We start from the raw sequence: 20,477 nt of genomic DNA, 5'->3' as shown, positions 1-20,477 counted from the left end.
AACCCCTCCGGCGGGTGTTTTTTTTGGGGGGGGAAGAGGGCGTGGGCCGGGGATCAGGCCTTTACCGGAACCATTGTGCCTTGCAGGATGGCTGTTAGCTTCTCCTGGCCGTTTTTCACCGCATGAACTTCCGCAGTGACAATGACCAGACGGCGGCCGGGTTTGATTACTTTGCCGGTGGCACGCAGGAGATCGCCGTCCCCGGGCGCCAGCAGATTGATCTTCATCTCTGCCGTCATCACTTCGCTGTCTTCCGGCATTTTAGTCAGCGCTGCATAGCCGGCAGCCGTATCGCCGATTGCAAAGCTGAGCGCGGCGTGGGCGACACCGTGCTGCTGGCGGCTGCCTGGAAGGATCGGGGCGGTGATCACCACTTCGCCGTCCGAAACACTTTCGATTTCCGCGCCAAGCGTCTGCATCATGTTCTGTTTGCCAAAGCTTAGGCGGATCTTGTCTTCAACGGCGGTCATGCATGCGTCTCCCGGAGGTTTTCCTGCACCATAGGCCGGCTTGACCGTGCAGGTGCATGTGACGCTGCGCCACCTAGCGCGGCATCGGAACGGCCGTTGGCCGTGGCCCGGTCAGAAGGGCCAGTGCGTTTGGCTCCATAAGTTCCGTCAAGACGGGATCCGTGCTGCGCAGGCCTCCGGTGTAAGTGCCAAATGCCGGAAGGATCAGCCGGTGCTGATCCAGCAGAAAAGCCGGGCGGGAGGTGCCGCGCACCCGGGCCTTGGGATGGTAATGGCCGGAAACCTCAGCTGCGGCCTGCGGAACTGCGATGTGGCGGAACACCAGCGGCCCGAGTTTAAGCTCCGCTGCATGCTCGCCGCCGAATACGGCAGGGGACGGATCATGGTTGCCTTCAACCCAGATCCAGCGGCGCCCCTGCATCAGGCTGGCCAGAAGATTTTGTTCAGCCTTGGGCAAGGCATGCGAGGCGTCGTCGTCATCAAAACTGTCGCCGAGGCTCAGGACGGTTTTTGCATTGGTTCCGTCCAGTACAGCTGCCAGGCGGGACAGGGTGTCCTGCGTCTCATAGGGCGGCAAAGCGCTGCCGCCGCGCCGGGCGTGCCGTTCGGATTTGCCCAGATGCAGGTCCGAAACGCATAAGGCTTGCTGCTCCGGCCACCAAAGCGCGCCGGAGCCAAGAGCGGTGAGGCGGGCGCCCGCGAGGGTAAAATCAAATCCGTTCATGCAGTGGTCTTAGCGGCGCTGGCTGGGCAGGCAAGACTTATTGCGCCAGCCCGGCCAGCCCGGATTGCTGCATCAGCGCTTCCGCTTCGCGCTGCAGCAGCTTCTCTTCGGCAGCGCCTTTGACGGGAACCTTGCCAACCTCCAGCAGCAAGGGTGCTGCAAGGGGTGAAATACGCTCCAGCCGCTTCAGAGTGATGCGGCCCCTTATGCGGGCGATCATGTCTTCGATGCGGCCAAAGTCGACCAATCCGCGCAGGGCTTCTTCCCGGGTGATATCCATCAGCAGGTGGTCCGGGTCGTATTTCCGCAGCGTGTCATAGAGGATATCGGAGGAAAATGTTGCCTGCCGCCCGTTCTTGCGCGCGCCCGGCGTGTTGCGTTCGATAAGGCCTGCGATGGTGGCAGCGCCGCGGAAGGCGCGTTTCATCACTGCATTGCCGGCCAGCCAGCCGTCCAGCCCGTCGCGCAGGGCGTGAAGTTCGAACAGCGGCGCGGGATCAGCCAGTGCCTCCAGCCCCCAGATCAGCGTGGCATAGTCGGTGGCGACAAATCCCAGCGGATCAAGTCCCAGCTCCTCCATCCGCTTGGTGAGCAGAAGGCCCAGGGTCTGTTGCGCATTGCGCCCGGCAAAACCGTATATGCAGGTGTGCTCGCGGGAGTCATGAGGAAAGCTTTCGATCAGCAGGGACCCTGCCCGGGGGAGTTCCGAGACCTCGCGCTGCAGTTCCAGCCAGTCCGCCGTGTGGCGGGGCAGGGCGGGCCAGCTGTCTTGTTTGAACATCTCCAGGATACGGGTGCTGAGCTGGGTAGAGGTGGCAAATTTGGTGCCGGAGAACACTGCGATCTTGGGCTTCTTGCCCGGATTGCGGCTGACCTCGACAGTCATCTCGCGCAGGCCCTCGTAGCGCACTGTCTGACCACCGATCAGGAAAGTGTCGCCGGGGGTGAGGGTGGCGGCAAAGGCCTCTTCAATCTCGCCCAGCGGCTTGCCGCCGCGGCTGCGTTTCAGGCGGACTTTCATCAGGTCGGCGTCCTGGATGGTGCCCAGGTTCATGCGGATACGCTGGGTGGCGCGCGGGTCGCGCAGCTGCCATCGGCCGTCGGGGCGCTGCAGCAGGCGCTGCCACTGGTCATAGGCCTTCAGTGCATAGCCGCCGGTGGCGCAGAACTCCAGGCAGGCGTCGAAGGCGGGGCGGGAGAGGCCAGCGTAAGCACCTGCCTGGGTCATCTCGGTGTAGAGTTCATCGGCGTCGAACGGCCCTGCGCAGGCGGCGATCAGGATGTGCTGGCACAGAACGTCCCGTGGGCCGGGACCGCGCGGATCGCCGTCCAGATCGCCTTCACGAACCGCCTCCAGCGCGGCACGGCATTCTACCACTTCAAAGCGGTTGGCGGGGACCAGCAGCGCCTTGGAGGGCGCATTGTAGCGATGGTTGGCGCGGCCGATGCGCTGAACCAGGCGTTTAACGTTCTTGGGGGCGCCGATCTGGATCACAAGATCCACATCGCCCCAGTCGATGCCAAGGTCGAGCGAGCCGGTGCAGACGATGGCGCGCAGCTCGCCGCGGACCATCGCCGCCTCGACCCGTTCCCGCTGCACCCGGTCAAGCGAGCCGTGGTGGATGCCGATGGGCAGGGCGTCCTCATTGGCGAGCCAGAGGTTGTGAAAGAAGATCTCGGCCTGGGCGCGGGTGTTGTGAAAGATCAGTGTCGTCCTGTGCGCCTTGATCTGTTCCATCACGGCCGGGATGGCATAGGCCGCTCCGCCTCCGGCCCAGGGCGGCGCGTTTCCGGTTTCGAGCATGCGGATGTCCGGAGCCGGGCCGGGATCGGCCTGCACGATGTCGCAAGGGTCCGGGTGGCAGGCCAGATACCCGGCAATGGCCTGCGGGTCGTCGACGGTGGCTGACAGGCCCACACGGCGCAGGCCCGGGCACAGAGTCTGCAGCCGCGCCAGCGCCAGCATCAGCTGGTCGCCGCGCTTGCTTTCCGCCAAGGCGTGAATTTCATCCACGACAATGCGCTTCAGGCCCTTGAAGGTGCGCGCGGCATCCTCGTAGGACGTGAGCAGGGCGAGGCTCTCCGGCGTCGTCAGCAGGATATGCGGCGGATCGGCCCGCTGGCGCTTTTTCCGGCTGGCGGGCGTGTCGCCGGTGCGGTCGTCAATGCGGATGGGCAGGCCCATCTCTTCGACCGGTGCGCGCAGGTTGCGCTTGATATCGGCGGCCAGAGCTTTCAGCGGCGAGACATAAAGCGTGTGCAGCCCGTCCTGGCTGCCCTCCGCCAGCTCGGCTAGGGTTGGGAGGAAGCCGGCCATGGTCTTGCCGCCGCCGGTTGGAGCGATGAGCAGCGTGCAAGGGGCAGAAGCCTGCTCCAGCATGACGTGCTGATGCGGGTGGATGGACCAGCCTTTTGACGCGAACCAGTCTGTGATGATGCCAGGCAGCTGAGACATGCTATCTGTCTAGTCCAGCCGCAGCGCGCTGCCAATCGCTGACGGAAGCGCTCCCGCGCCCGCATATGCCCCGACTGCGCCGGAACCAATTGGCGGCCTTGGGCGTGGCACCGCGCAAGGCGCGGTGCCACGCCCAACGGGAGGAAACCTGTTCGCAGAACGGGTTGACGACGGGCGGGAGCCTTCCTTGGTCCCGGGAGGAACGCATGTCAGTTTCGCCGGCTTTTGCGTCAGGTCAACAGGCGGCGTTTGGGCTGGCTTACTTCACGATCTTCTCGTCTTTGACGAACATATTGGCCCAGGCGCGGTCGATCAGTTCCGGTGTCATCTGATAAGGGATGCCTTCAAATTCGCAGATCGCGATCATCTGGTCGATCAGAAACACCGGCTGATAGTTCGCATAGACGTTGTCGATTGTCGGATACTTCCGCTTCAGAAGATGCACCAGCGCAGCTTCATCCAGCGGCATGCCTTTCTTGCGGGCCACCAAGGCAAAGATCTTGAGATAGTTCTCCTGGTCCGGCCCATCGATCTTGATCTTGAAGAAGATCCGGCGCAGCGCGGCCTGGTCGAAGATCTCATTCGGGTGGAAGTTGGTGGAGAAAATCACCAGCGTGTCAAAGGGGACCTCGAATTTCTCGCCCGACTGCAGCGCCAGGATGTCCTTGCTTTCCTCCAAGGGAACGATCCAGCGGTTGACCAGCGCCTGCGGCGGCTCGGCCTGGCGGCCAAGGTCGTCAACGATGAAGATGCCGCCGGTGGATTTCAGCTGCAGCGGCGCCTGGTAGGTGCGCGCCGTTGGGTTGTAGACCAGATCCAGCATGTTCAGCGACAGCTCGCCGCCGGTGATCACGGTGGGGCGCTCGCACATCACATAGCGCGTGTCGAACCTCCTGCGGCGGCGCAAGGCGTTGGGATCTTCGGGCTCCTGCTCCACTTCGGTGTGCACGATCGGGTCGTAGACGGTGATGACCTGGCCAGAGTACTCGATGGCGCGCGGCACGTAGACGTGATCCCCCAGCGCGTCGCGGATGCCGTTGGAGATCGAGGATTTACCGTTGCCGGGCGGGCCGTACATCAGGATCGAGCGGCCTGCGCTGACAGCGGGCCCAAGGTGGTCCAGCAGGCTGTCGGGCAGGATCAGATGACCCATTGCGTTGGTCAGCTGGTCGCGGGTCACCTGAATGTTGCGGATCGACTGGCGCTTGACCTGTTCGCGGTAGATATCCAGCGGTACCGGCATGGCGCCGAAGTATTCCGACTGGCTGAGTGCATCCAGAGCCCGGGCCTTGCCGGCGTCGGTCAGCTGATAGCCCATCTCATTGCCGCTGTTGGCGTTGAGCGTGCCGGTGGCCTCCAGCAGTTTCTGCTCGCGGGCAATGTCGACCAGTTCTTGGGTGACAGATGAGGGCAGGCAGATCGCCTCGGCGATTTCAGTCACGTTTTCGACGTTCTTGCGGAAGATGGTCTTGAGCAGGATGTCCCGCATCATCACCAGCGGCAGCTGCATCTGCTCCAGTCCGCGGGGGGCGGGAGGGGCCATCACGGTGAGGTTCTGCATATTCATGGCGGTGCCTGCTCCTGAACTCCGGATTCGTGCGCCGCTGAAACGGGGCGCGCTTTGGAAACAGACTATTCAGGACTGTGGCAGCAGCGGGGCAGAGCTGGGCCAATTCCGGGAAGGCGGTAGGAAAAGCGGATAAGTTTTATGGGGCTGCCGGAATTGCGGGCTGCAGGCGGCGAGCGGCTTAGCTCCCGTGGAAGGCTGCCAGGAGCAGGTAGATCGCCAGGGCTCCGCCCAGGCACAGGCCCATTGGAAAGCTCTTGCCCGTCTCCCAGCTTTGCCAGTGCGGTGCCAGACGCCGCAGCGGGGTGTATTTGGCGATCCGGTGGGCAGTGAAGCCGGCCAGCAGGGTGGCGGCAAAGATCACCATCAGAAGCCGCAGATCGCCAAGTGCGAAAAACGGTGCCGCGGCGCCGGCGAACTTGGCATCGCCTGCGCCCACGGCTCCGGCCGCGTAGAACAGGAAGCCAAGGCCAATGCCGACGGGCAAATGCAGCAAATGCCAGCCGTAGTCGCTCCAGCTGGGCATCACGACTGCGCCAATCACCACATAGATCACCGCCAGAACATCAACGGTCCAGTTGGGAATGCGCATGCCGCGCAGGTCTGTGAGCGCGACCGTATAGCACAGCGGCAGCACAAAGGGCAGGAACCACAGGGCGGCATGGGCCGGGAAGTGCATGGGTCAGCCGTTCTCCAGGGCTGCCAGCGCGCTGGCGGCTTCCTCGAAATGCTGGGGATGAGTGTCGATGGCCTCGCGCAGCAGCCCTTCACCGGTTTTCACGTCGCCCTGTTTTACCGCGGACAGCGCCAGGGTATGCAGCAGGAGTGCGCGTTCGGTTTGCTGCATAGGGATCACCGGGAGAGTGTAGTTGCGTTGCGCGCCGCGGGCCAGCACCAGGTTGTTCTTGGCGGTGAACAGAGCCTGATCCTGACGGATCGACTCGCCGAACAACCGCTCGGCCCCGGCGAAGTCGCCGCGGGTCAGCTTGGAATAGCCCCAGTTGTTCATGATCTTTGCGGGTGTCGTGGTCAGGCCGGCGGCAATTTCATAAAAGCTGTCCGCCCGCTTCCAGTCCTTGCTGGCATCTGCAACCACCGCTTCCAGCCGGTAGCGCTCATAGGTCTCGTGGGTGGGCGGTACCTGGTCCAGCTCTGCCTTGGCGGCGTCCCATTCGCCGCTGCGCACCAGCGCGCCGGCCAATTGCACCCGGTCTTCGCTGGTTGCACCTTTCATCGACACGACTTTCTTCCAGGCGGCGGTGCCTTCCGTGGTGCGCTTGGCGCGGATCAGCGAATGCGCCAGGCCGCGCTGCAGATCGATCCGCTCCGGGTTGTTCTGGACAGTGCGCTGGAAATGCGCGACCGCCTCGTTGGGGTCGGCGACGGTCAGCATGACATCGTTGAGATTGCTCTCGTCGATGACGTTTACTTCCTGAAAGGCCCGTTCCACGGTTTCATCGGCTTTCTCGGCGCAGGCCGACAAGACCAGCGCCCCTGCCAGAGAAGCGGATAGGAAAAACTGCTGGCGCATTGGTGCGTCCTTTTTACTGCTCTGCCTCGATCATGGTGTCTGGCGAATCAGGTAGCTGCCGCCGCCCTGCCGCACCAATTTATAATCTTCGTTTTGAGGCTCAGTATGCGCAGGATTTTCCAGTTTTGCGAGTGCCAGCCTTAAATTATCGCGGATTGCGTCACTTTCGCCATTGTCAAGCGCATAGGCGCGCTGGAACACCTGCACGGCTTCCGCGGTTTTGCCGCGCTCCATCAGCACCACACCGAGGTTGTTCATCGGCTCCGGCCAGGCAGGATCCGCGTCCACCGCCTGGCGCAGCAGCTCTTCGGCCTGGCCCAGCCGCCGGAGGCCCAGCTTGGCGGAGCCCATGCCAGAGAGCACCTCAGGGGTCAGCCCCTGGTCGAGGGCGGCCCGGGTAAAGGCTTCCAGCGCCAGTTCATGCTCACCCGCGGCCATCAGCCGGTTGCCGACCAACAGCCCGTCTTCAGCCTCGCGGCGGTGATCGGCGCCGGGAGCCCAAGGGCTTCCCTTGTCCTGTTTCAGCCCGCCCGGCGCGCAAGCCGCCGCCAGTGCAAGGGCACTGGCGGCGGCAGCCGCTGGCAGCAAACGGGCAGCCGGTGCCCGTGGCTTTGTCTTCATTACTGGGGTCCTGCGTTGCCCATGTTCATAATGCCCTGTATCGACGGGCCGACCAGGATGATCAGCAAGGGCGGCACCGTCAGCCCCATTGTGGCAAGGGTCATCTTCACGGGCAACTTGTTTGCGGCCTCTTCGGCGCGCATCACACGCTTGTCACGCATTTCCCCGGCATAAACCCGCAAGGCGTCCGCAATCGAGGTGCCGAAACTGGCGGACTGGATCATCACAGTGACAAAGGAGGAGACATCCTGCACACCGCAGCGGGTGCCCATGTCGCGCAGAACCTTGTCCTTCTCCTTGCCCGCCTTCATTTCGTAAGCAACGACTTCGAATTCTTCAGCCAGTTCCGGAAAGGAGGCGTGCAGCTCCTTGGCGACGCGGACAATGGCCTGGTCCAGCGACTGGCCTGCTTCAACACAGACCAGCATCATGTCGAGCGCGTCCGGGAAACCTTCGGTAATCTTCTGCTTGCGCTCCTCAATCCGGCGGGTGATCCAATACTTGGGCAGTAAATAGCCAGCCACGCCGGGGCCGATGATGCGGATTGCCATCTGCTGGCTGTCGTAGTCCATATCGGCATTCAGCACATAGACAAAGAATAGCCCGCAGCCCAGGCCGACAAGGCCAAGGGCAAACTGGGCAAAATGGAACAGCCGTACCGAGTCCTTGGAATGGTAGCCCGCCTGGCGCAGTTTCAGCTCCATCGCAGAGAGCTCTTCGGCGTTCTGCGGTTCCAGGAAACTGGCGAATTTCTGCAGCTGCTCGTTGCGGTCGGCCTGGCGCAGCCGCTCTTTCTTCGGCTTGGTCCGGGTTTCAGGCGCGATGTTCTTCTGCAGCTTCTTCAGCGGATCCTCGGGCTGGTTCAGCATCAAGGGAACCGCCAGCAGGATCATGAACAGACCGGCAATGCCAAGGGCGAGCAGCGGGCCGAGGTCACCGAAGTTTGCAGTCAAGTAGTCGTTGATTCCGGTCAGAAACTCCATCGGCGCCTCCTCAGACTTTGATGTTTGTCAGCATGCGCATGACAAAGAGGTTGGCAGTCAGCATCACGCCGACGGCGAAACAGGCGGGGATGAACCAGGGGTGGTCCAGCACGGTGTCATAGTAGTTCGGATCCTTGACCAGGATGCCGATAAGGCAGAACAGCGGGAAGCCTGACAGAAACTTGCCCGACCATTGCGCTTCGGCGGTAATGGCCTTGACCCGGCGGAACAGCCGGAAGCGGGCGCGGATCACCTTGGCGAGACCTGCGAGCACTTCGGCCAGGTTGCCGCCCGACTGCTGCTGGATCGTCACCGCAACGGCCAGGAACCGCATGTCCTGCATATCCAGCCGCTCGGCCATTTCCTTGAGCGCCTCGCCAACATCGCGGCCATAGGCGCATTCATCGGAGATGATCCCGAATTCGGTGGCGAGAGGGTCCTCGACCTCATTGGCGACGATCTGAATGGCGGAAGTGAACGGATGGCCAACGCGAAGTGAGCGCACCATAAGTTCCACCGCGTCAGGCAGCTGCTCCTCGATCATCGCCATCCGCTTGGCGGCTTTCTTGTTGACCCAGAAGAATACCGCGCCGACGCCGATGATGGCCGAACCCAGCGCCTTGACGGGCAGGGGGGCAGAGGTGCCGATGCTAAGCCCGACAAAGGCAATGCCTGCCAGCCCCGCCATGATCAGGATCAGCTGTTTGGGAGAAAAGGCGATGGCGGCTTTCTGCGCCCGGTCCGACAGCAGCGAATAAAGCGGGATCGACTGTGATCTGGCGTGCTGGCCCAGCTCCTTGCGCAGCTGTTCCAGAACCTGTTCGCGGTTGCCGCCTTTTTCCATCATCTCCAGCCGGCGGTTGACCTTGCTGTTGAGGCTGATGGATTTGCCGAAAGTGAACAGATAGATGCCTTCGACCAGGGCGAGAACCCCGAAGAAAATCAAGCCGTAGATAAGCGGTTCTGCACTCAGTTGCATCAGCGCGCCTCCATCACGGTGGGTTCATAAATCGACGGCGGCAGGTCAAAGCCCCAGAGACGGAAGCGCTCTGAGAAATGGCTGCGCACGCCAGTGGCTGTGAAATGGCCGATGATCTTGTTGTCCGGGGTCAGTCCGACCCGCTGGAAGCGGAAGATTTCCTGCATCGAGATCACATCGCCTTCCATGCCGGTGACTTCGGTGATCGAGGTCATCCGGCGCGAACCGTCCTGCAGGCGCGAGGCCTGCACGATCAGGTTCACCGCCGAGGAGATCTGGCTGCGCACCGCCTTGAGCGGCATTTCGATCCCGGCCATGGCAATCATGTTTTCCAGGCGGGAGATACCGTCGCGCGCGTTGTTGGCGTGGATGGTGGTCATCGAGCCGTCGTGGCCGGTGTTCATCGCCTGCAGCATGTCGATCACTTCCTCGCCGCGGGTCTCGCCGACGATGATGCGGTCGGGACGCATCCGCAGTGCGTTTTTCAAACAGTCGCGGGGAGAGACCTCTCCCTTGCCTTCGACGTTGGGCGGGCGGCTTTCCATCCGGCCCACATGGGTCTGCTGCAGCTGAAGTTCCGCAGTGTCCTCGATGGTCAGGATCCGTTCGGAATTGTCGATGAAAGACGACAGCGCGTTCAGCGTGGTTGTTTTACCGGAGCCGGTACCGCCGGAGACGATCACGTTCAGGCGGGTCGAGACAGCGGCTTGCAGATATGCAGCCATTTCTTCGGTGAAGGCGCCGAACTGCACCAAGTCATCAATGCCCAGCTTGTCTTTTTTGAATTTCCGGATCGAAACCAGCGATCCGTCCACCGCAATCGGCGGCACCATCGCGTTGAAGCGCGAACCATCCGCCAGACGGGCGTCCACATAGGGGTTCGATTCATCGACCCGGCGTCCCACGGCAGAGACGATCTTGTCGATGATCCGCATCAGGTGCTTCTCATCCTTGAAGGTGATGTCGGAGAGCTGCAGCTTGCCGCTGCGTTCGACAAAGATCTGCTGCGGGCCGTTGACCAGGATATCGCTGACAGTGTCGTCCTGCAGCAAAGCCTCCAGCGGACCCAGGCCGGTGACCTCGTCGTACAGCTCCTTGTTCAGCTGCTGCCGGTCCTCGCGGTTCAGGACGATGCTTTTCTCAGCCAGGATTTCGGTCGCAATCGAGGCAATCTCGCTGCGCAGCTCTGCTTCGACGGCGTTTTCCAGCGCTGCCAGGTTCAGGTTTTCCAGCAATTCCCGGTGCAGCTGGATCTTGATCTCGCTCAGACGCTCCTTGCGCTTGCGCTCTTTGTCCATTGGCGCGGCTTCGGCAGCCTTGCGCTGGACCGGGCGGCGCAGGCTGGCGGCAGGCGCAGCGGCAGCAGCGGCCGGCGCGGCGGCCGGCTGCGGTGCAGGTGTGGCTGGTTTGGCCGCTTGCTTCTTGTATTTGGAAAACATCAACTCACCCCCAGTTCAAACCGCTCAGGCGGCTTCGGCTTCACTCCGGCCCAGCTCGTGCAGCGAGGCTGCCAGCTTGGCGATTTCCTTGCGCAAAGGATTCTTCGCGGCCGAAACGGCCAGCGGCAGCCCGTGATCGCAGCTCTGCAGCACCTGCTTGCCGCCGTCGGGCAGCTGCAGATCGATCGAGATGCTCAAGGATTCCGCCATCCGCTTGACCCGGCTTTTGCCGGTGAGGTCGGTAAACTTCGGCGCCCGGTTCAGGGCAAAGCGCAGTTTCTCGAACGGCAGGTCCTCGGACTGCAGCGCCCGCTTCATCCGCAACGCGTTCTGAGCGGAGCGCATATCCAGTTCGATCAGCGCAAAATACACATGGGCGGTGCTCAGCACGGTTTCGGACCATTGCACCAGCGTGTGCGGCATGTCGATGACGACAAAGTCGAAGTGGCTGCGTGCCATTTCAATCACCCGGGCGATGTCGTCGGGCGACAAGAGATCCAGCGGCACCATCTCGGACGGAGCAGTCAGAACCTGCAGTTTTTCCTGAAACGGCTGCAGGGCCTGGCCAAACAGCTCCTCATCCATGCTTTCGGTTTCGCTGAGCATTTCCATCACCGCTTCGCGGCGGGGCAGGTCCAGGTAGGTCGAGACCGAACCGCTCTGCAGGTCGAAGTCCAGCAGGCAGACGCTGGGTTCTTCTTGTTCGCTGAGTGCCGCCAGTTCCCAGGCCAGGTTCACCGCCATGGTGGTGGAGCCGGAACCGCCAGCCAGGCCGTGGCAGACCACCACCGCGCCCTCGCGCTGGTTGCCGGTCTGCAGCTGATGCGGGTTCGCCGCTGCTACGGGTTCCGGCTCTTGCAGGCGCTCGATGGCTGCTTGCAGCTCTTGCTCCGGCAGCGGGTAGGGGACAAACTCGTCCGCGCCCTGGCGCAGCAGCGTGTGCAGGGCAGCCGGGGTCACGTCTTCGGCGATCAGGATCACCTTGATGCCGCGTGCCTTGGCCTGGGTGATAATCTCACCCATCAAGGGCAGGTCGCCCTCGTCAGCGCTGTCGATGGCAAGCGCAACAAACTGCAACGGTTCCGCTTCGGCCTGCGCAAAGAAGGCCAGCGCCTCGGTAAAGCCCAGGTCTCCCCAAGCTTCGCCCAGGGCGGTTTCCATGTCTTCGATCAGAAGGTCGAAATTCTGCACGTCACGGCTGATCGTGCAGGCAACAATCGCAGGTGTCTCTGTTTGCGGCATTCCGCTCATTGCCATCATCCTTGTTCACATGGGCTGACCGGGCCTTGGGCACAGTCCGCCTCTTGGAAACAATGTCGATGGCAATCTGGGCGATATTGGGGCCAAAAAGCCCCAAATATAGGGAATTGTTAATACCTTGGACGCGCTTGGGCAGTGGAAGGCAACGGAAACAGTTACTCCAGCGTGCGTTCCAGCGATTTCTGCTCAGTCAGCGTCGTGGCCGGAACCGCGCTTTCCAGATACTCGCGGTAGATGATCTGAGCGTATTTACCGTCCAGAACTGTCGGATGACGCTTCAGGAAACCGCTCACCTCGGTGACGGTGCGGCGGTTGCGGCGTTCGCGCTCGGGTGTGGCGATCAGCGGTTGAGTTTCGCCAAAGGAAACCACGGCCTCCAGCCTGTTGCGGCCAATGCCGCGCGAGACCAGGTAGTTCACCGCTGCCCGGGCGCGGCGCAGGCCAAGCGCCTTGTTGTAGGCATTGCTGCCAACTGCGTCGGTATGGCCAAAGACGCGGAAGCGCACCTCAGGAAACTGTTTGATCCAAACCGCCTGACGGTCCAGCACGGCACGGGCTGCGTTATCCAGGCGGGAGCTGTCGAAGTCAAAGTTGATTGTGGTCGGCACTTCCTTGGCGAACCTGCCCGCCAGCTGGATGGCATAGCTGCGTTCGCCGCTCATAACCGCTGCATTGTTGAGGGTGGCCTCGCCGAAGGTGCCTTTTCTGTTCAGTTCGCGCCCGGCTTCCCGCTCGCAGGCGGCAGCAGTCAGGACAAGGCCGAGAATTGCAGCGGTTCTGATCATCTGTGCCACTCCTTATCAGTCCAGCACGTAGCCGTAAGAGCCGTTGAAATCCTGCTTCGCCACTTCTGCAGCCGGACCGTTCTTGGTGCGGGTGGTGCGTCCGAACAGGAACAGATCCTTTTCGCTAGGCGGTGCCACACGGTCGGTCGGCAGGGTCAGGGCTTCGCCGCGGGTCGGGGTGACCAGATGGGCGCTGACGATGATCACCAATTCGGTCTGCTCCCGCTGGTAATCAGCACTGCGGAACAGGGCGCCCAGGACCGGCACGTCGCCCAGCCAGGGCAGCTGCGAGGAATTGTCGAGGAACTCGTCGCTGATCAGGCCGGCGATGGCAAAGCTCTCGCCATCGCGCATCTCAACCGTTGTCGAGGTCTCGCGCCGGGAAAAGGCGTCGATAGTAAAGTTGTTCAGTGTCAGTGAGTTGGCAGGGTCGATGGCCGAAACCGCGGCATTCAGTTCCAGATTGATCAGATCGCCGTCGACCACCCGGGGAATGAAGTTCAGCTCGATGCCGAAGGGTTTGAACTCAATAGTGATGACACCGTCTTCCTGGGCCACCGGCACCGGGTATTCGCCGCCGGCCAGGAACTTCGCTTCCTGTCCCGACAGGGCAGAGAGATTCGGCTCGGCCAGGGTGCGGACAACACCCTTCTGCTCCAGCGCTTCCAGCAGCAGGCTGACCTGGACGGAACCTGCATTGAAGCCGAACAGGAAGGCACCGGTGTTGCTGTTGGCCGCCGGAATATTGCCGGCCAGCGAGTTGGCCAGCGCGCCAGAGGTGTTCAAGGTGTTGACGCCGCCGGTGCGGCCATTACCGGTACCGCCATTAAAGCCCAGCGAGGCGCTCAGCGATTTTGAAACGGTGCGCTGCATTTCGGCAAAGCGGACCTTGAGCATCACTTGCTGGACGCCGCCAACCGACATCAGGTTGCTCACCCGCTCCGGCGCATAGCGTTCGGCCAGGTCAAGCGCCCGCTGCAGCCGGGCCGCGCTGGAAACGGTGCCGGACAGCACGATGCCGTCATTGGCGGTGCGCACTTCGATTTTTTCATTGGGCAGGATCTGGCGCAGCCGCTGTTTGAACTCGGTCACATCCGCGGCGACGCGCACGTCGACATTGGTGATCAGCCGGCCGGAGCCGTCGAGCAATGTCAGTGTGGTCAGGCCGGGCGATTTGCCCAGCACGTAAATGGTGCGGTCAGACAGCGAAGAGATATCAGCAATGCTCGGGTTGGCGATGCTGAGCTCCGCAAAGGGTGTTTCGCTTTCCACCACTACCGCGCGGTTCATGGGCACATCCAGCGTTGCTGCCGTGCCCTTTTTTACGACCCGCAAGGATTGCGCTGATGCCCCATCCGCCTGCGGCATGCCAACCAGCGATAGCCCCATCAGGGCCGCCGCTACGAACCTTCGAATTGCCATGTGACCTGCCTTTCCGATCACGCCTCAAAATCCGGGTCTTTTTGCCCGCTCTTTCGGGCACTGTGCTGCAGATCCTGAATTATTGCAAGAATCAATGGCTTCGGAGCGATTCTCTAGGCCCGCCCATTGTGGAGCCAGGGCAACACGCAAATCAGCCGCCCTTCGCTTGGAAGAGGCGGCTGATGCTGGTAACAGCTTGCAAGGAAATGGAATTCCTAGTTGGTGCACGGGATCGGGATTTCCACTACTTCAGCGCCGCGGCGGGTGCGGATGGTGCAGACTTTCTTCTGTTCCACCTCCTGCGGCGCTTCCAGAGCACCCAGGCCCAGCAGTTTGCGCTGGTCCACTTCGACAACCGCAGCGATGGTATCGTCGCCAGCGCCGACCAAGGCGAGCGACAGCCGCCCGGTGGTTTGCGCCTGCGCCAGGGCGGCCACTTGTTCAGGGTGCGCCGCGACCGTGACGGTACGGGCAATAATCGCTTCATTGATGTCGCCGCCGGCACTCTGGTCCACGGCCACCAGTTCGACATTGGTTTCGATCAGCCGGGTGACTTCGCCATGGGTGCCGCCGGCCCGCGGCATCACGCCGGTCCAGTAGACATCCACTTTGTCGCCAGGGCGCAGGAAGCCGGAAACACCCGAGGAGACGTCGACCTTGATCGCAAAGGCGCGCATGCCGCGGGCCAGGCGCGAGGTGATGCCGGCATCTTCGCCAGGCCGGGTGACCTTGATGGCCATCACCGCCTCATCCTTTTCCATGGCGCGCAGCACCACCCGCAGCTTGTCGCCGCTTTCCGGCGGGAACAGGGTCTCCAGGGAGGTAAAGGCGCCTTCGGGGATGGCATTTTCCGGCCACCGCACCGCACGAACCGCTTCCTTGGACAGCCGTTCACCGTATTTCAGTGCTTTGGTGGCGACATAGACATCCACCGTCGGCACTGCTTCGGCACGGGCAGCGCGTTCGCGCGCCAATTCGTTCTGATAGGCTGATATGTAGTTTTTCGCCATCATGACGGCGCCGCCGGCGAGGGCGACACCGACAATCAGCACAAGTCCGAAAACTGCTCGCATTGCGTTACCTCTCATCAACTTGAGCCGGAGTCCCACGGGTGGAACCGGCTGCTGTATTGTTCAAACTGCTGCGGAATTCTGAGCGTTCTGTCAGGCAGCAAATGAGCTTGCGCCCTGCTTGGCCGGCAGGCGTATTATACGTCTCAGCTGAATGACCAATTGGACATATAGGTGGCCAGCATATTGGCCAGGCCCATGGCACCGTCTTCCATCGAAGCGGCAATCAGAACCGCCAATCCAACCATAGCAGCAGTTAGAACCACCCAGTCGACGGTTACGGCACCGTCATCTCCCGCAATGTATGACCATAGTTTCTTCATGATATGAACCTCACTGCGTTTAGGGGCAGTCTGCAGCAACTGCGCCCGGAAACCGCCGGGCGCAGCGCTATGCGATTCTCAGCAGATCAGCTGTCGGTCGGACCTTTGGTCGCCAGGTAGGAGCCGGTGTTGGTGGTCAGGGTCGATGCGCCGTTTTCGATGGCGGTGTAGACAACGCCGCCCAGAGCAGCAACGGCTGCGGTCAGCACAACCCAGTCCACAGTCACGGCGCCGGATTCGTCTTTGCGGAAGTTTTTGAAGAATTTGATCATGGTTTGGTCCCTCCAAAGGATCTCAATAATAGGGTTTCGCCAGTCCGGGGTTGTGGCCAGCTCTCTCTTTCTGGCTCGCCCGTCCTGGGATAGGCTTATTAAGCTTTGCGATTTGGGCATGAGTGCGGCGCAAATTCTTAATCTTTGCCCAAAAGTGAAGAAATTCCGAAGAAGCAATTAAGTAATTGATATTGTTTAATAAAGTGCAGTGCTTTGACCGCGAGAACAACTGGTTCCATGTGAATGTGGCAGCAGTGGGGCGTTTCTGCGCGGCGCAATGTTAACGGATTCGCCGTGTCTGGCGCCTCTGCGCTGCGAGGGGGCTGGCCCTGGCTCTTGTGCCGCAAGGGAGAGTTTGTGCAGGCTTTGTGTGCCAGCATGTTTCACGCGGCACATGGCGCCTGGCTCCGCTTCCTTTGGTCAAGCCGGGGCGTACAAATAGCAAAAGCCGCCCTGCAAGCAGGGCGGCCCGGTGTCTTGGTGCGTTGCCGCGAAGAACTTAGGAGTCGGTCGGACCTTTGGTCGCCAGGTAGGAGCCGGTGTTGGTGGTCAGGGTCGATGCGCCGTTTTCGATGGCGGTGTAGACAACGCCGCCCAGAGCAGCAACGGCTGCGGTCAGCACAACCCAGTCCACAGTCACGGCGCCGGATTCGTCTTTGCGGAAGTTCTTGAAGAATTTGATCATGGTTTGGTCCCTCCAAAGGATCTCAGAATTTGCGTTATCCCGCCATCTCGCCAGGGTCTGCTCTCTCACCTGCTCGACCACTGTCCGGCTTGGATGGGTACATATAGCCAGCGCAGCGTGGCAGGATTTGGGCTGAAAACCGGAAATTGCCGCCCAATTTTTACTTTTCGGCAAGAAATTCACTAATCGGTTGATTTTGTGAGATTAATTTTTCGTTACCGTGTTGGGGCGCGTGGTAAATCCGCGCCAGGCGGGGGCAAATATGGCGAATGCGCCAGATTTCGGGGCGGAAAAGCTGGATTTTGCTGCCTGAATTCCTGAGTCTGCAGCAAAAGAAAACCACAGGCAGGCCGGGCAATGTCTTTCCGCACCGCAGTTTCTACGCTTGCTGCCTGCACCATGCCTCTGACCGCAGCGGGGCAGGAGCAGCAGCCGGCGCCTTTTCCCCAATTCGAGGCCAAGCGGGTCAAACCGCCTGCGCCGGGAACGGGCAAGCGTATCACCATTCAGATCGAGCCGGCGCCTGAACCGGCATCCGAACCGGAAGCGGCCGCGGCGGGGGCTGCTCCGGAAAGGGGCGCGCAGACGGCCGGACGCTACGGCTGGTTCTGGGACAAGGTGACGCCCGGTATCGAGGCTTCGGGGCCGGGACGGCTGGAGAGCGCTCTGCTGGCTTTGACGGGCGCCAAGGACCTGGCGGCGCCGCGGCTGCAGCTGATGCAGGAGATTGCACAGGACCGGGGTGTGCAGATTCTGACCGAAAGCGCCGGCACCCGGGTGTCGCCTGCGCTGGTTCTTGCGGTGATCGCCGTCGAATCCGCCGGCAAGGCGGATGCTGTCAGCACAGCCGGGGCGCAGGGGCTGATGCAGCTGATGCCCGATACCGCTGCCCGCTTTGGCGTTTCCGATCCGCTGCAGGCACAGCAGAACATTTCCGGCGGCATCCAGTACCTCGATTGGCTGATGGGCGAATTCGATGGCGACCCGATTCTGGTCCTGGCCGGCTACAATGCAGGCGAAGGTGCGGTGCGCAGCCATCAGGGGGTGCCGCCCTTTGCCGAAACCCGCGACTACGTTCCCAAGGTCCTGGCGGCCTATCAAGTAGCACGGGGCCTTTGCCTGACGCCGCCCGAGCTGATCTCCGACGGCTGCGTTTTCCGGGTGATGAAGTAGCGGCGGCCGAAGCCGCAGCGGTTTGATTAACCAATAATTTTCGATAAATTTGCACCTCCCTGCTCGGGTGGTGATTATGCTGCCGAAAGGGGCAGTTCCCGGCCTGCATTTTCAGGTTTTGCAAGACATTGGAGAAAGACATTGGATTTGGGTATTGATCCCTCGGCGGTTGCCGTGGGCTCGCAAGGGCTGACCAGCAAGCTTATGCTGATTGGCTTCATTGCATTTGCCGGTTTTTTCGGACGGATGGTGTTTGTGGCTTTTGCACCGGGTATCGCCAAAGCGAACCCGTTCCGGAATTTCTCAGGCCCTGGCTTTATCCTGCTGGCGGCAGGTCTGTTTGCAGGTGCGCTATACATCTCGGGGAAACAGACCAAGGCCATGGTTCTGTTCAACCGGCATCTGGTGGACCCGATCACAGTCACCTGGCTGGGCAAGGACAGCTGCGACCCGGCAGATGGCAGCTACTGCGTTGTGGTGTTTGAAGAGGGCGGGGAAAAGATCGTCAACTGGTACGACAAGCGGGTTTATATGTGGGAAATCATAAACCCGCCGGAAGGCGCGGTGTGGCACACATTGCGCCCCCGTGCCAGGCCGGGCGCCGCTGCCGGAGTCTGATCAGGACAGCCTACTCCCGAAACTTCAAAAAAGGCCCCCCGGGAAACCGGCGGGCCTTTTTGCATTTCTTCCGGGATGGATCAGCCGACGATGGCAGCCTGGGTTGCGGTGCGCAGTTCGTCTTCGCTGACGCCATCAGCCAGTTCGACAATCTTCAGCCCGCCTTCGACGACGTCCAGCACACCCAGATTGGTGATGATGCGGTCGACAACGCCCTTGCCGGTCAGCGGCAGGGTGCATTCCTTCAGCACCTTGCTGTCGCCATGCTTGTTGGTGTGGTCCATCACCACAACCACGCGGCCGACGCCCGCAACCAGGTCCATGGCGCCGCCCATGCCCTTGACCAGCTTGCCCGGGATCATCCAGTTCGCCAGGTCGCCGTTTTCGGCCACCTCCATCGCGCCCAGGATCGCCATGGCAATCTTGCCGCCCCGGATCATCGCAAAGCTTTGCGCCGAGTCGAAATAGGCGGTCTGCGGCAGTTCGGTGATGGTCTGCTTGCCCGCGTTGATCAGGTCGGGATCTTCTTCGCCCTCATAGGGGAAGGGGCCCATGCCCAGCATGCCGTTCTCCGACTGCAGGGTCACTTCCACACCCTCGGGGATGTAGTTGGAGACCAGTGTCGGAATGCCGATGCCGAGGTTCACATACCAGCCGTCCTGCAGCTCCTGCGCGGCGCGTGCCGCCATCTGATTGCGGTCCCAAGGCATTATGCTTGCTCCTTCTGACGGACGGTGCGCTGTTCGATGCGTTTCTCGTGATTGCCCTGGATCAGGCGGTTCACATAGATGCCGGGCAGGTGGATCGAGTCGGGGTCCAGCGAGCCGGTGGGCACGATCTCTTCCACTTCCGCGACGCAGATTTTGCCGCAGGTGGCGGCCGGCGCGTTGAAGTTGCGGGCGGTTTTGCGGAACACCAGGTTGCCGGTCTCATCCGCCTTCCAGGCTTTCACGATGGCGAGGTCGGCAAAGATGCCCTCCTCCATGATGTAGTCTTCCATCGCGCCGTCAGGGCCGGTGGAAAACTGCTTTTCCATCTTGCCCTCGGCAATGACAGTGCCGACGCCGGTCTTGGTGAAGAAGCCGGGGATGCCTGCGCCGCCGGCGCGCATACGCTCGGCCAGGGTCCCCTGCGGGTTGAACTCCAGCTCCAGCTCGCCGCTGAGGTACTGGCGCATGAATTCCGCGTTCTCGCCCACATAGGAGGAGATCATCTTTTTCACCTGGCGGGTCTGCAGCAGGATACCGATCCCGAAGTCATCAACGCCCGCGTTGTTGGAGGCAAAGGTCAGGTCCTTGGTGCCCGCATCCTTGATCGCCTGCAGCAGAAGCTCGGGGATGCCGCAGAGGCCAAAGCCGCCCGCCGCAATGAACATGCCGTCGTGAAGCAGACCGTCGAGTGCTTCAGCGGCGCTGGAATATACCTTTTTCATGGAGATCTCCCATTATGCCGGTTGCAGCGATTTCTGGCGCCCGGACGGGGGAGAGTCAACGAATACGGAGCCGGGCACGTATTTCTACGGTACGCGCCCGGCAGGTGTTTCAGCCCGCGGTGACTATGCCGCAGGCAACCCGCGCACCGGCGCCGCCGATGGGCTGGCTGATATGGTCATCGCCGTTTTCATGAATGATGAAGGTGGAGCCGTCGGCATCCAGCAGAGCATGATCGCCGCCGTCCAGCGTGACCAGGCTGGTGAAGGCTTCCATTTCGCCGGTGCCATCTGCCGCGACAAAGAGGTTCGGGAGGTCGCCCGGCTCAGGCCCTTCGGGGTTCATCAGCCCGTGCGCGCCTTCAACTTTCCCCACATGGCCTTTTGCAGATTTGAACCCGGTGCCCGGGTCGCAGGTGCCATGGCTGTGCAGGTGCAGCCCGTGTTTGCCCGGGGTCAGGCCTGACACTTTGAGATGCAGCAGAACGCCGTTCGGCCCCTGGGTCAGATGTGCAGCGCCGATAATCTCGCCATCCGCATTGATGAGATCTGCCTTGGCTGAATTGATGTGCCCGCCGGCCAGTGCAGCCGCGCTGGCGGCGGCACTCAATACGGCAGCTGTAATGAAGGTTTTGAGCATATGTTTTCTCCTGTGTTCGGGCGCCAGCTGC

Annotated in this window: 22 protein-coding genes; 2 read left to right on the top strand and 20 right to left on the bottom strand. The window is 61.7% G+C overall.

Annotated features, from left to right (window positions below; translation table 11 throughout):
* Positions 1-53: 53 nt before the first annotated feature.
* The 17 genes from RA20_RS14050 to RA20_RS13975 form a co-directional block, all read right to left on the bottom strand.
* Positions 54-470 carry a PaaI family thioesterase gene (locus RA20_RS14050; protein WP_039129890.1) on the bottom strand — a complete coding sequence of 139 codons (417 nt, stop codon included), beginning with the start codon at positions 468-470 and terminating at the stop codon, positions 54-56.
* A gap of 73 nt (positions 471-543) precedes the next feature.
* Positions 544-1,194 (bottom strand): ligase-associated DNA damage response endonuclease PdeM, encoded by a 651-nt coding sequence (gene pdeM, locus RA20_RS14045; protein WP_039129888.1) that lies wholly within the window; start codon positions 1,192-1,194, stop codon positions 544-546.
* Positions 1,195-1,231: 37 nt separating this feature from the next.
* Positions 1,232-3,649: a ligase-associated DNA damage response DEXH box helicase gene (locus RA20_RS14040; RefSeq protein ID WP_039129885.1), complete on the bottom strand. Its 2,418-nt coding sequence runs from the start codon at positions 3,647-3,649 to the stop codon at positions 1,232-1,234.
* Positions 3,650-3,908: 259 nt separating this feature from the next.
* Complete coding sequence (locus tag RA20_RS14035; protein WP_039129883.1) at positions 3,909-5,216, bottom strand: ATPase; 1,308 nt, start codon at positions 5,214-5,216, stop codon at positions 3,909-3,911.
* A gap of 181 nt (positions 5,217-5,397) precedes the next feature.
* Positions 5,398-5,895: a prepilin peptidase gene (locus RA20_RS14030; protein ID WP_039129881.1), complete on the bottom strand. Its 498-nt coding sequence runs from the start codon at positions 5,893-5,895 to the stop codon at positions 5,398-5,400.
* Between the two features lie 3 nt (positions 5,896-5,898).
* Positions 5,899-6,747 (bottom strand): tetratricopeptide repeat protein, encoded by an 849-nt coding sequence (locus RA20_RS14025; RefSeq protein WP_039129878.1) that lies wholly within the window; start codon positions 6,745-6,747, stop codon positions 5,899-5,901.
* Positions 6,748-6,777: 30 nt separating this feature from the next.
* Positions 6,778-7,368 carry a tetratricopeptide repeat protein gene (locus RA20_RS14020; RefSeq protein WP_039129877.1) on the bottom strand — a complete coding sequence of 197 codons (591 nt, stop codon included), beginning with the start codon at positions 7,366-7,368 and terminating at the stop codon, positions 6,778-6,780.
* Positions 7,368-8,351, bottom strand: a complete 984-nt coding sequence (locus tag RA20_RS14015; protein WP_039129875.1) for a type II secretion system F family protein — start codon at positions 8,349-8,351, stop codon at positions 7,368-7,370. Before RA20_RS14015 ends, RA20_RS14020 begins: the two co-directional genes overlap by 1 nt.
* A gap of 10 nt (positions 8,352-8,361) precedes the next feature.
* A complete protein-coding gene (locus tag RA20_RS14010; protein WP_039129873.1) occupies positions 8,362-9,330 on the bottom strand; it encodes a type II secretion system F family protein in 969 nt (322 codons plus the stop codon).
* On the bottom strand, positions 9,330-10,769 hold the full coding sequence (locus tag RA20_RS14005; RefSeq protein WP_039129871.1) for a CpaF family protein: 1,440 nt from the start codon (positions 10,767-10,769) through the stop codon (positions 9,330-9,332). Before RA20_RS14005 ends, RA20_RS14010 begins: the two co-directional genes overlap by 1 nt.
* Before the next feature lie 24 nt (positions 10,770-10,793).
* Positions 10,794-12,029 carry an AAA family ATPase gene (locus tag RA20_RS14000; RefSeq protein ID WP_039129870.1) on the bottom strand — a complete coding sequence of 412 codons (1,236 nt, stop codon included), beginning with the start codon at positions 12,027-12,029 and terminating at the stop codon, positions 10,794-10,796.
* Positions 12,030-12,184: 155 nt separating this feature from the next.
* Complete coding sequence (locus RA20_RS13995; RefSeq protein ID WP_039129869.1) at positions 12,185-12,814, bottom strand: OmpA family protein; 630 nt, start codon at positions 12,812-12,814, stop codon at positions 12,185-12,187.
* A 15-nt stretch (positions 12,815-12,829) separates the two neighbouring features.
* Positions 12,830-14,236 (bottom strand): type II and III secretion system protein family protein, encoded by a 1,407-nt coding sequence (locus RA20_RS13990; protein ID WP_039129868.1) that lies wholly within the window; start codon positions 14,234-14,236, stop codon positions 12,830-12,832.
* 215 nt (positions 14,237-14,451) lie between these two features.
* Positions 14,452-15,309 (bottom strand): Flp pilus assembly protein CpaB, encoded by an 858-nt coding sequence (gene cpaB / locus RA20_RS13985; protein ID WP_039129866.1) that lies wholly within the window; start codon positions 15,307-15,309, stop codon positions 14,452-14,454.
* A gap of 143 nt (positions 15,310-15,452) precedes the next feature.
* Positions 15,453-15,629 (bottom strand): hypothetical protein, encoded by a 177-nt coding sequence (locus tag RA20_RS25800; RefSeq protein WP_193748842.1) that lies wholly within the window; start codon positions 15,627-15,629, stop codon positions 15,453-15,455.
* 86 nt (positions 15,630-15,715) lie between these two features.
* Positions 15,716-15,901: a Flp family type IVb pilin gene (locus tag RA20_RS13980; RefSeq protein ID WP_039129865.1), complete on the bottom strand. Its 186-nt coding sequence runs from the start codon at positions 15,899-15,901 to the stop codon at positions 15,716-15,718.
* Positions 15,902-16,400: 499 nt separating this feature from the next.
* On the bottom strand, positions 16,401-16,586 hold the full coding sequence (locus tag RA20_RS13975; protein ID WP_039129865.1) for a Flp family type IVb pilin: 186 nt from the start codon (positions 16,584-16,586) through the stop codon (positions 16,401-16,403).
* A gap of 357 nt (positions 16,587-16,943) precedes the next feature.
* Here RA20_RS13975 and RA20_RS13970 point away from each other — a divergent pair, with 357 nt between their 5' ends.
* Positions 16,944-17,759 (top strand): lytic transglycosylase domain-containing protein, encoded by an 816-nt coding sequence (locus tag RA20_RS13970; protein WP_082018016.1) that lies wholly within the window; start codon positions 16,944-16,946, stop codon positions 17,757-17,759.
* 141 nt (positions 17,760-17,900) lie between these two features.
* Positions 17,901-18,377 (top strand): hypothetical protein, encoded by a 477-nt coding sequence (locus tag RA20_RS13965; protein WP_039129864.1) that lies wholly within the window; start codon positions 17,901-17,903, stop codon positions 18,375-18,377.
* 80 nt (positions 18,378-18,457) lie between these two features.
* Here RA20_RS13965 and RA20_RS13960 read toward each other — a convergent pair whose 3' ends face one another.
* From RA20_RS13960 to RA20_RS13950, 3 genes are all read right to left on the bottom strand, one after another.
* Positions 18,458-19,087, bottom strand: coding sequence for a 3-oxoacid CoA-transferase subunit B (locus RA20_RS13960; protein WP_039129863.1), 630 nt, complete (start codon positions 19,085-19,087; stop codon positions 18,458-18,460).
* On the bottom strand, positions 19,087-19,809 hold the full coding sequence (locus tag RA20_RS13955) for a CoA transferase subunit A (protein ID WP_039129861.1): 723 nt from the start codon (positions 19,807-19,809) through the stop codon (positions 19,087-19,089). The genes RA20_RS13960 and RA20_RS13955 overlap by 1 nt, the downstream gene beginning before the upstream one ends.
* A 109-nt stretch (positions 19,810-19,918) precedes the next feature.
* Positions 19,919-20,446, bottom strand: coding sequence for a superoxide dismutase family protein (locus RA20_RS13950; RefSeq protein WP_039129859.1), 528 nt, complete (start codon positions 20,444-20,446; stop codon positions 19,919-19,921).
* Positions 20,447-20,477: the final 31 nt, after the last annotated feature.

The organism is Leisingera sp. ANG-Vp (assembly GCF_000813725.1).
Classification (GTDB): domain Bacteria; phylum Pseudomonadota; class Alphaproteobacteria; order Rhodobacterales; family Rhodobacteraceae; genus Leisingera.
Note: the sequence above shows the minus strand (reverse complement) of the source record. Positions and strands in the feature narration are given on the sequence as shown.

Coding starts and splice junctions, on each gene's coding strand:
- RA20_RS13995 (WP_039129869.1), bottom strand. CDS start 12,814: ATGATCAGAACCGCTGCAATTCTCGGCCTTGTCCTGACTGCTGCCGCC.
- RA20_RS13970 (WP_082018016.1), top strand. CDS start 16,944: ATGTCTTTCCGCACCGCAGTTTCTACGCTTGCTGCCTGCACCATGCCT.
- RA20_RS14020 (WP_039129877.1), bottom strand. CDS start 7,368: ATGAAGACAAAGCCACGGGCACCGGCTGCCCGTTTGCTGCCAGCGGCT.
- RA20_RS25800 (WP_193748842.1), bottom strand. CDS start 15,629: ATGAAGAAACTATGGTCATACATTGCGGGAGATGACGGTGCCGTAACC.
- cpaB (WP_039129866.1), bottom strand. CDS start 15,309: ATGCGAGCAGTTTTCGGACTTGTGCTGATTGTCGGTGTCGCCCTCGCC.
- RA20_RS13960 (WP_039129863.1), bottom strand. CDS start 19,087: ATGCCTTGGGACCGCAATCAGATGGCGGCACGCGCCGCGCAGGAGCTG.
- RA20_RS14015 (WP_039129875.1), bottom strand. CDS start 8,351: ATGGAGTTTCTGACCGGAATCAACGACTACTTGACTGCAAACTTCGGT.
- RA20_RS13990 (WP_039129868.1), bottom strand. CDS start 14,236: ATGGCAATTCGAAGGTTCGTAGCGGCGGCCCTGATGGGGCTATCGCTG.
- RA20_RS14040 (WP_039129885.1), bottom strand. CDS start 3,649: ATGTCTCAGCTGCCTGGCATCATCACAGACTGGTTCGCGTCAAAAGGC.
- RA20_RS14010 (WP_039129873.1), bottom strand. CDS start 9,330: ATGCAACTGAGTGCAGAACCGCTTATCTACGGCTTGATTTTCTTCGGG.
- pdeM (WP_039129888.1), bottom strand. CDS start 1,194: ATGAACGGATTTGATTTTACCCTCGCGGGCGCCCGCCTCACCGCTCTT.
- RA20_RS14030 (WP_039129881.1), bottom strand. CDS start 5,895: ATGCACTTCCCGGCCCATGCCGCCCTGTGGTTCCTGCCCTTTGTGCTG.
- RA20_RS14005 (WP_039129871.1), bottom strand. CDS start 10,769: ATGTTTTCCAAATACAAGAAGCAAGCGGCCAAACCAGCCACACCTGCA.
- RA20_RS14035 (WP_039129883.1), bottom strand. CDS start 5,216: ATGAATATGCAGAACCTCACCGTGATGGCCCCTCCCGCCCCCCGCGGA.
- RA20_RS13975 (WP_039129865.1), bottom strand. CDS start 16,586: ATGATCAAATTCTTCAAGAACTTCCGCAAAGACGAATCCGGCGCCGTG.
- RA20_RS13950 (WP_039129859.1), bottom strand. CDS start 20,446: ATGCTCAAAACCTTCATTACAGCTGCCGTATTGAGTGCCGCCGCCAGC.
- RA20_RS14025 (WP_039129878.1), bottom strand. CDS start 6,747: ATGCGCCAGCAGTTTTTCCTATCCGCTTCTCTGGCAGGGGCGCTGGTC.
- RA20_RS13955 (WP_039129861.1), bottom strand. CDS start 19,809: ATGAAAAAGGTATATTCCAGCGCCGCTGAAGCACTCGACGGTCTGCTT.
- RA20_RS14000 (WP_039129870.1), bottom strand. CDS start 12,029: ATGATGGCAATGAGCGGAATGCCGCAAACAGAGACACCTGCGATTGTT.
- RA20_RS14050 (WP_039129890.1), bottom strand. CDS start 470: ATGACCGCCGTTGAAGACAAGATCCGCCTAAGCTTTGGCAAACAGAAC.
- RA20_RS13980 (WP_039129865.1), bottom strand. CDS start 15,901: ATGATCAAATTCTTCAAAAACTTCCGCAAAGACGAATCCGGCGCCGTG.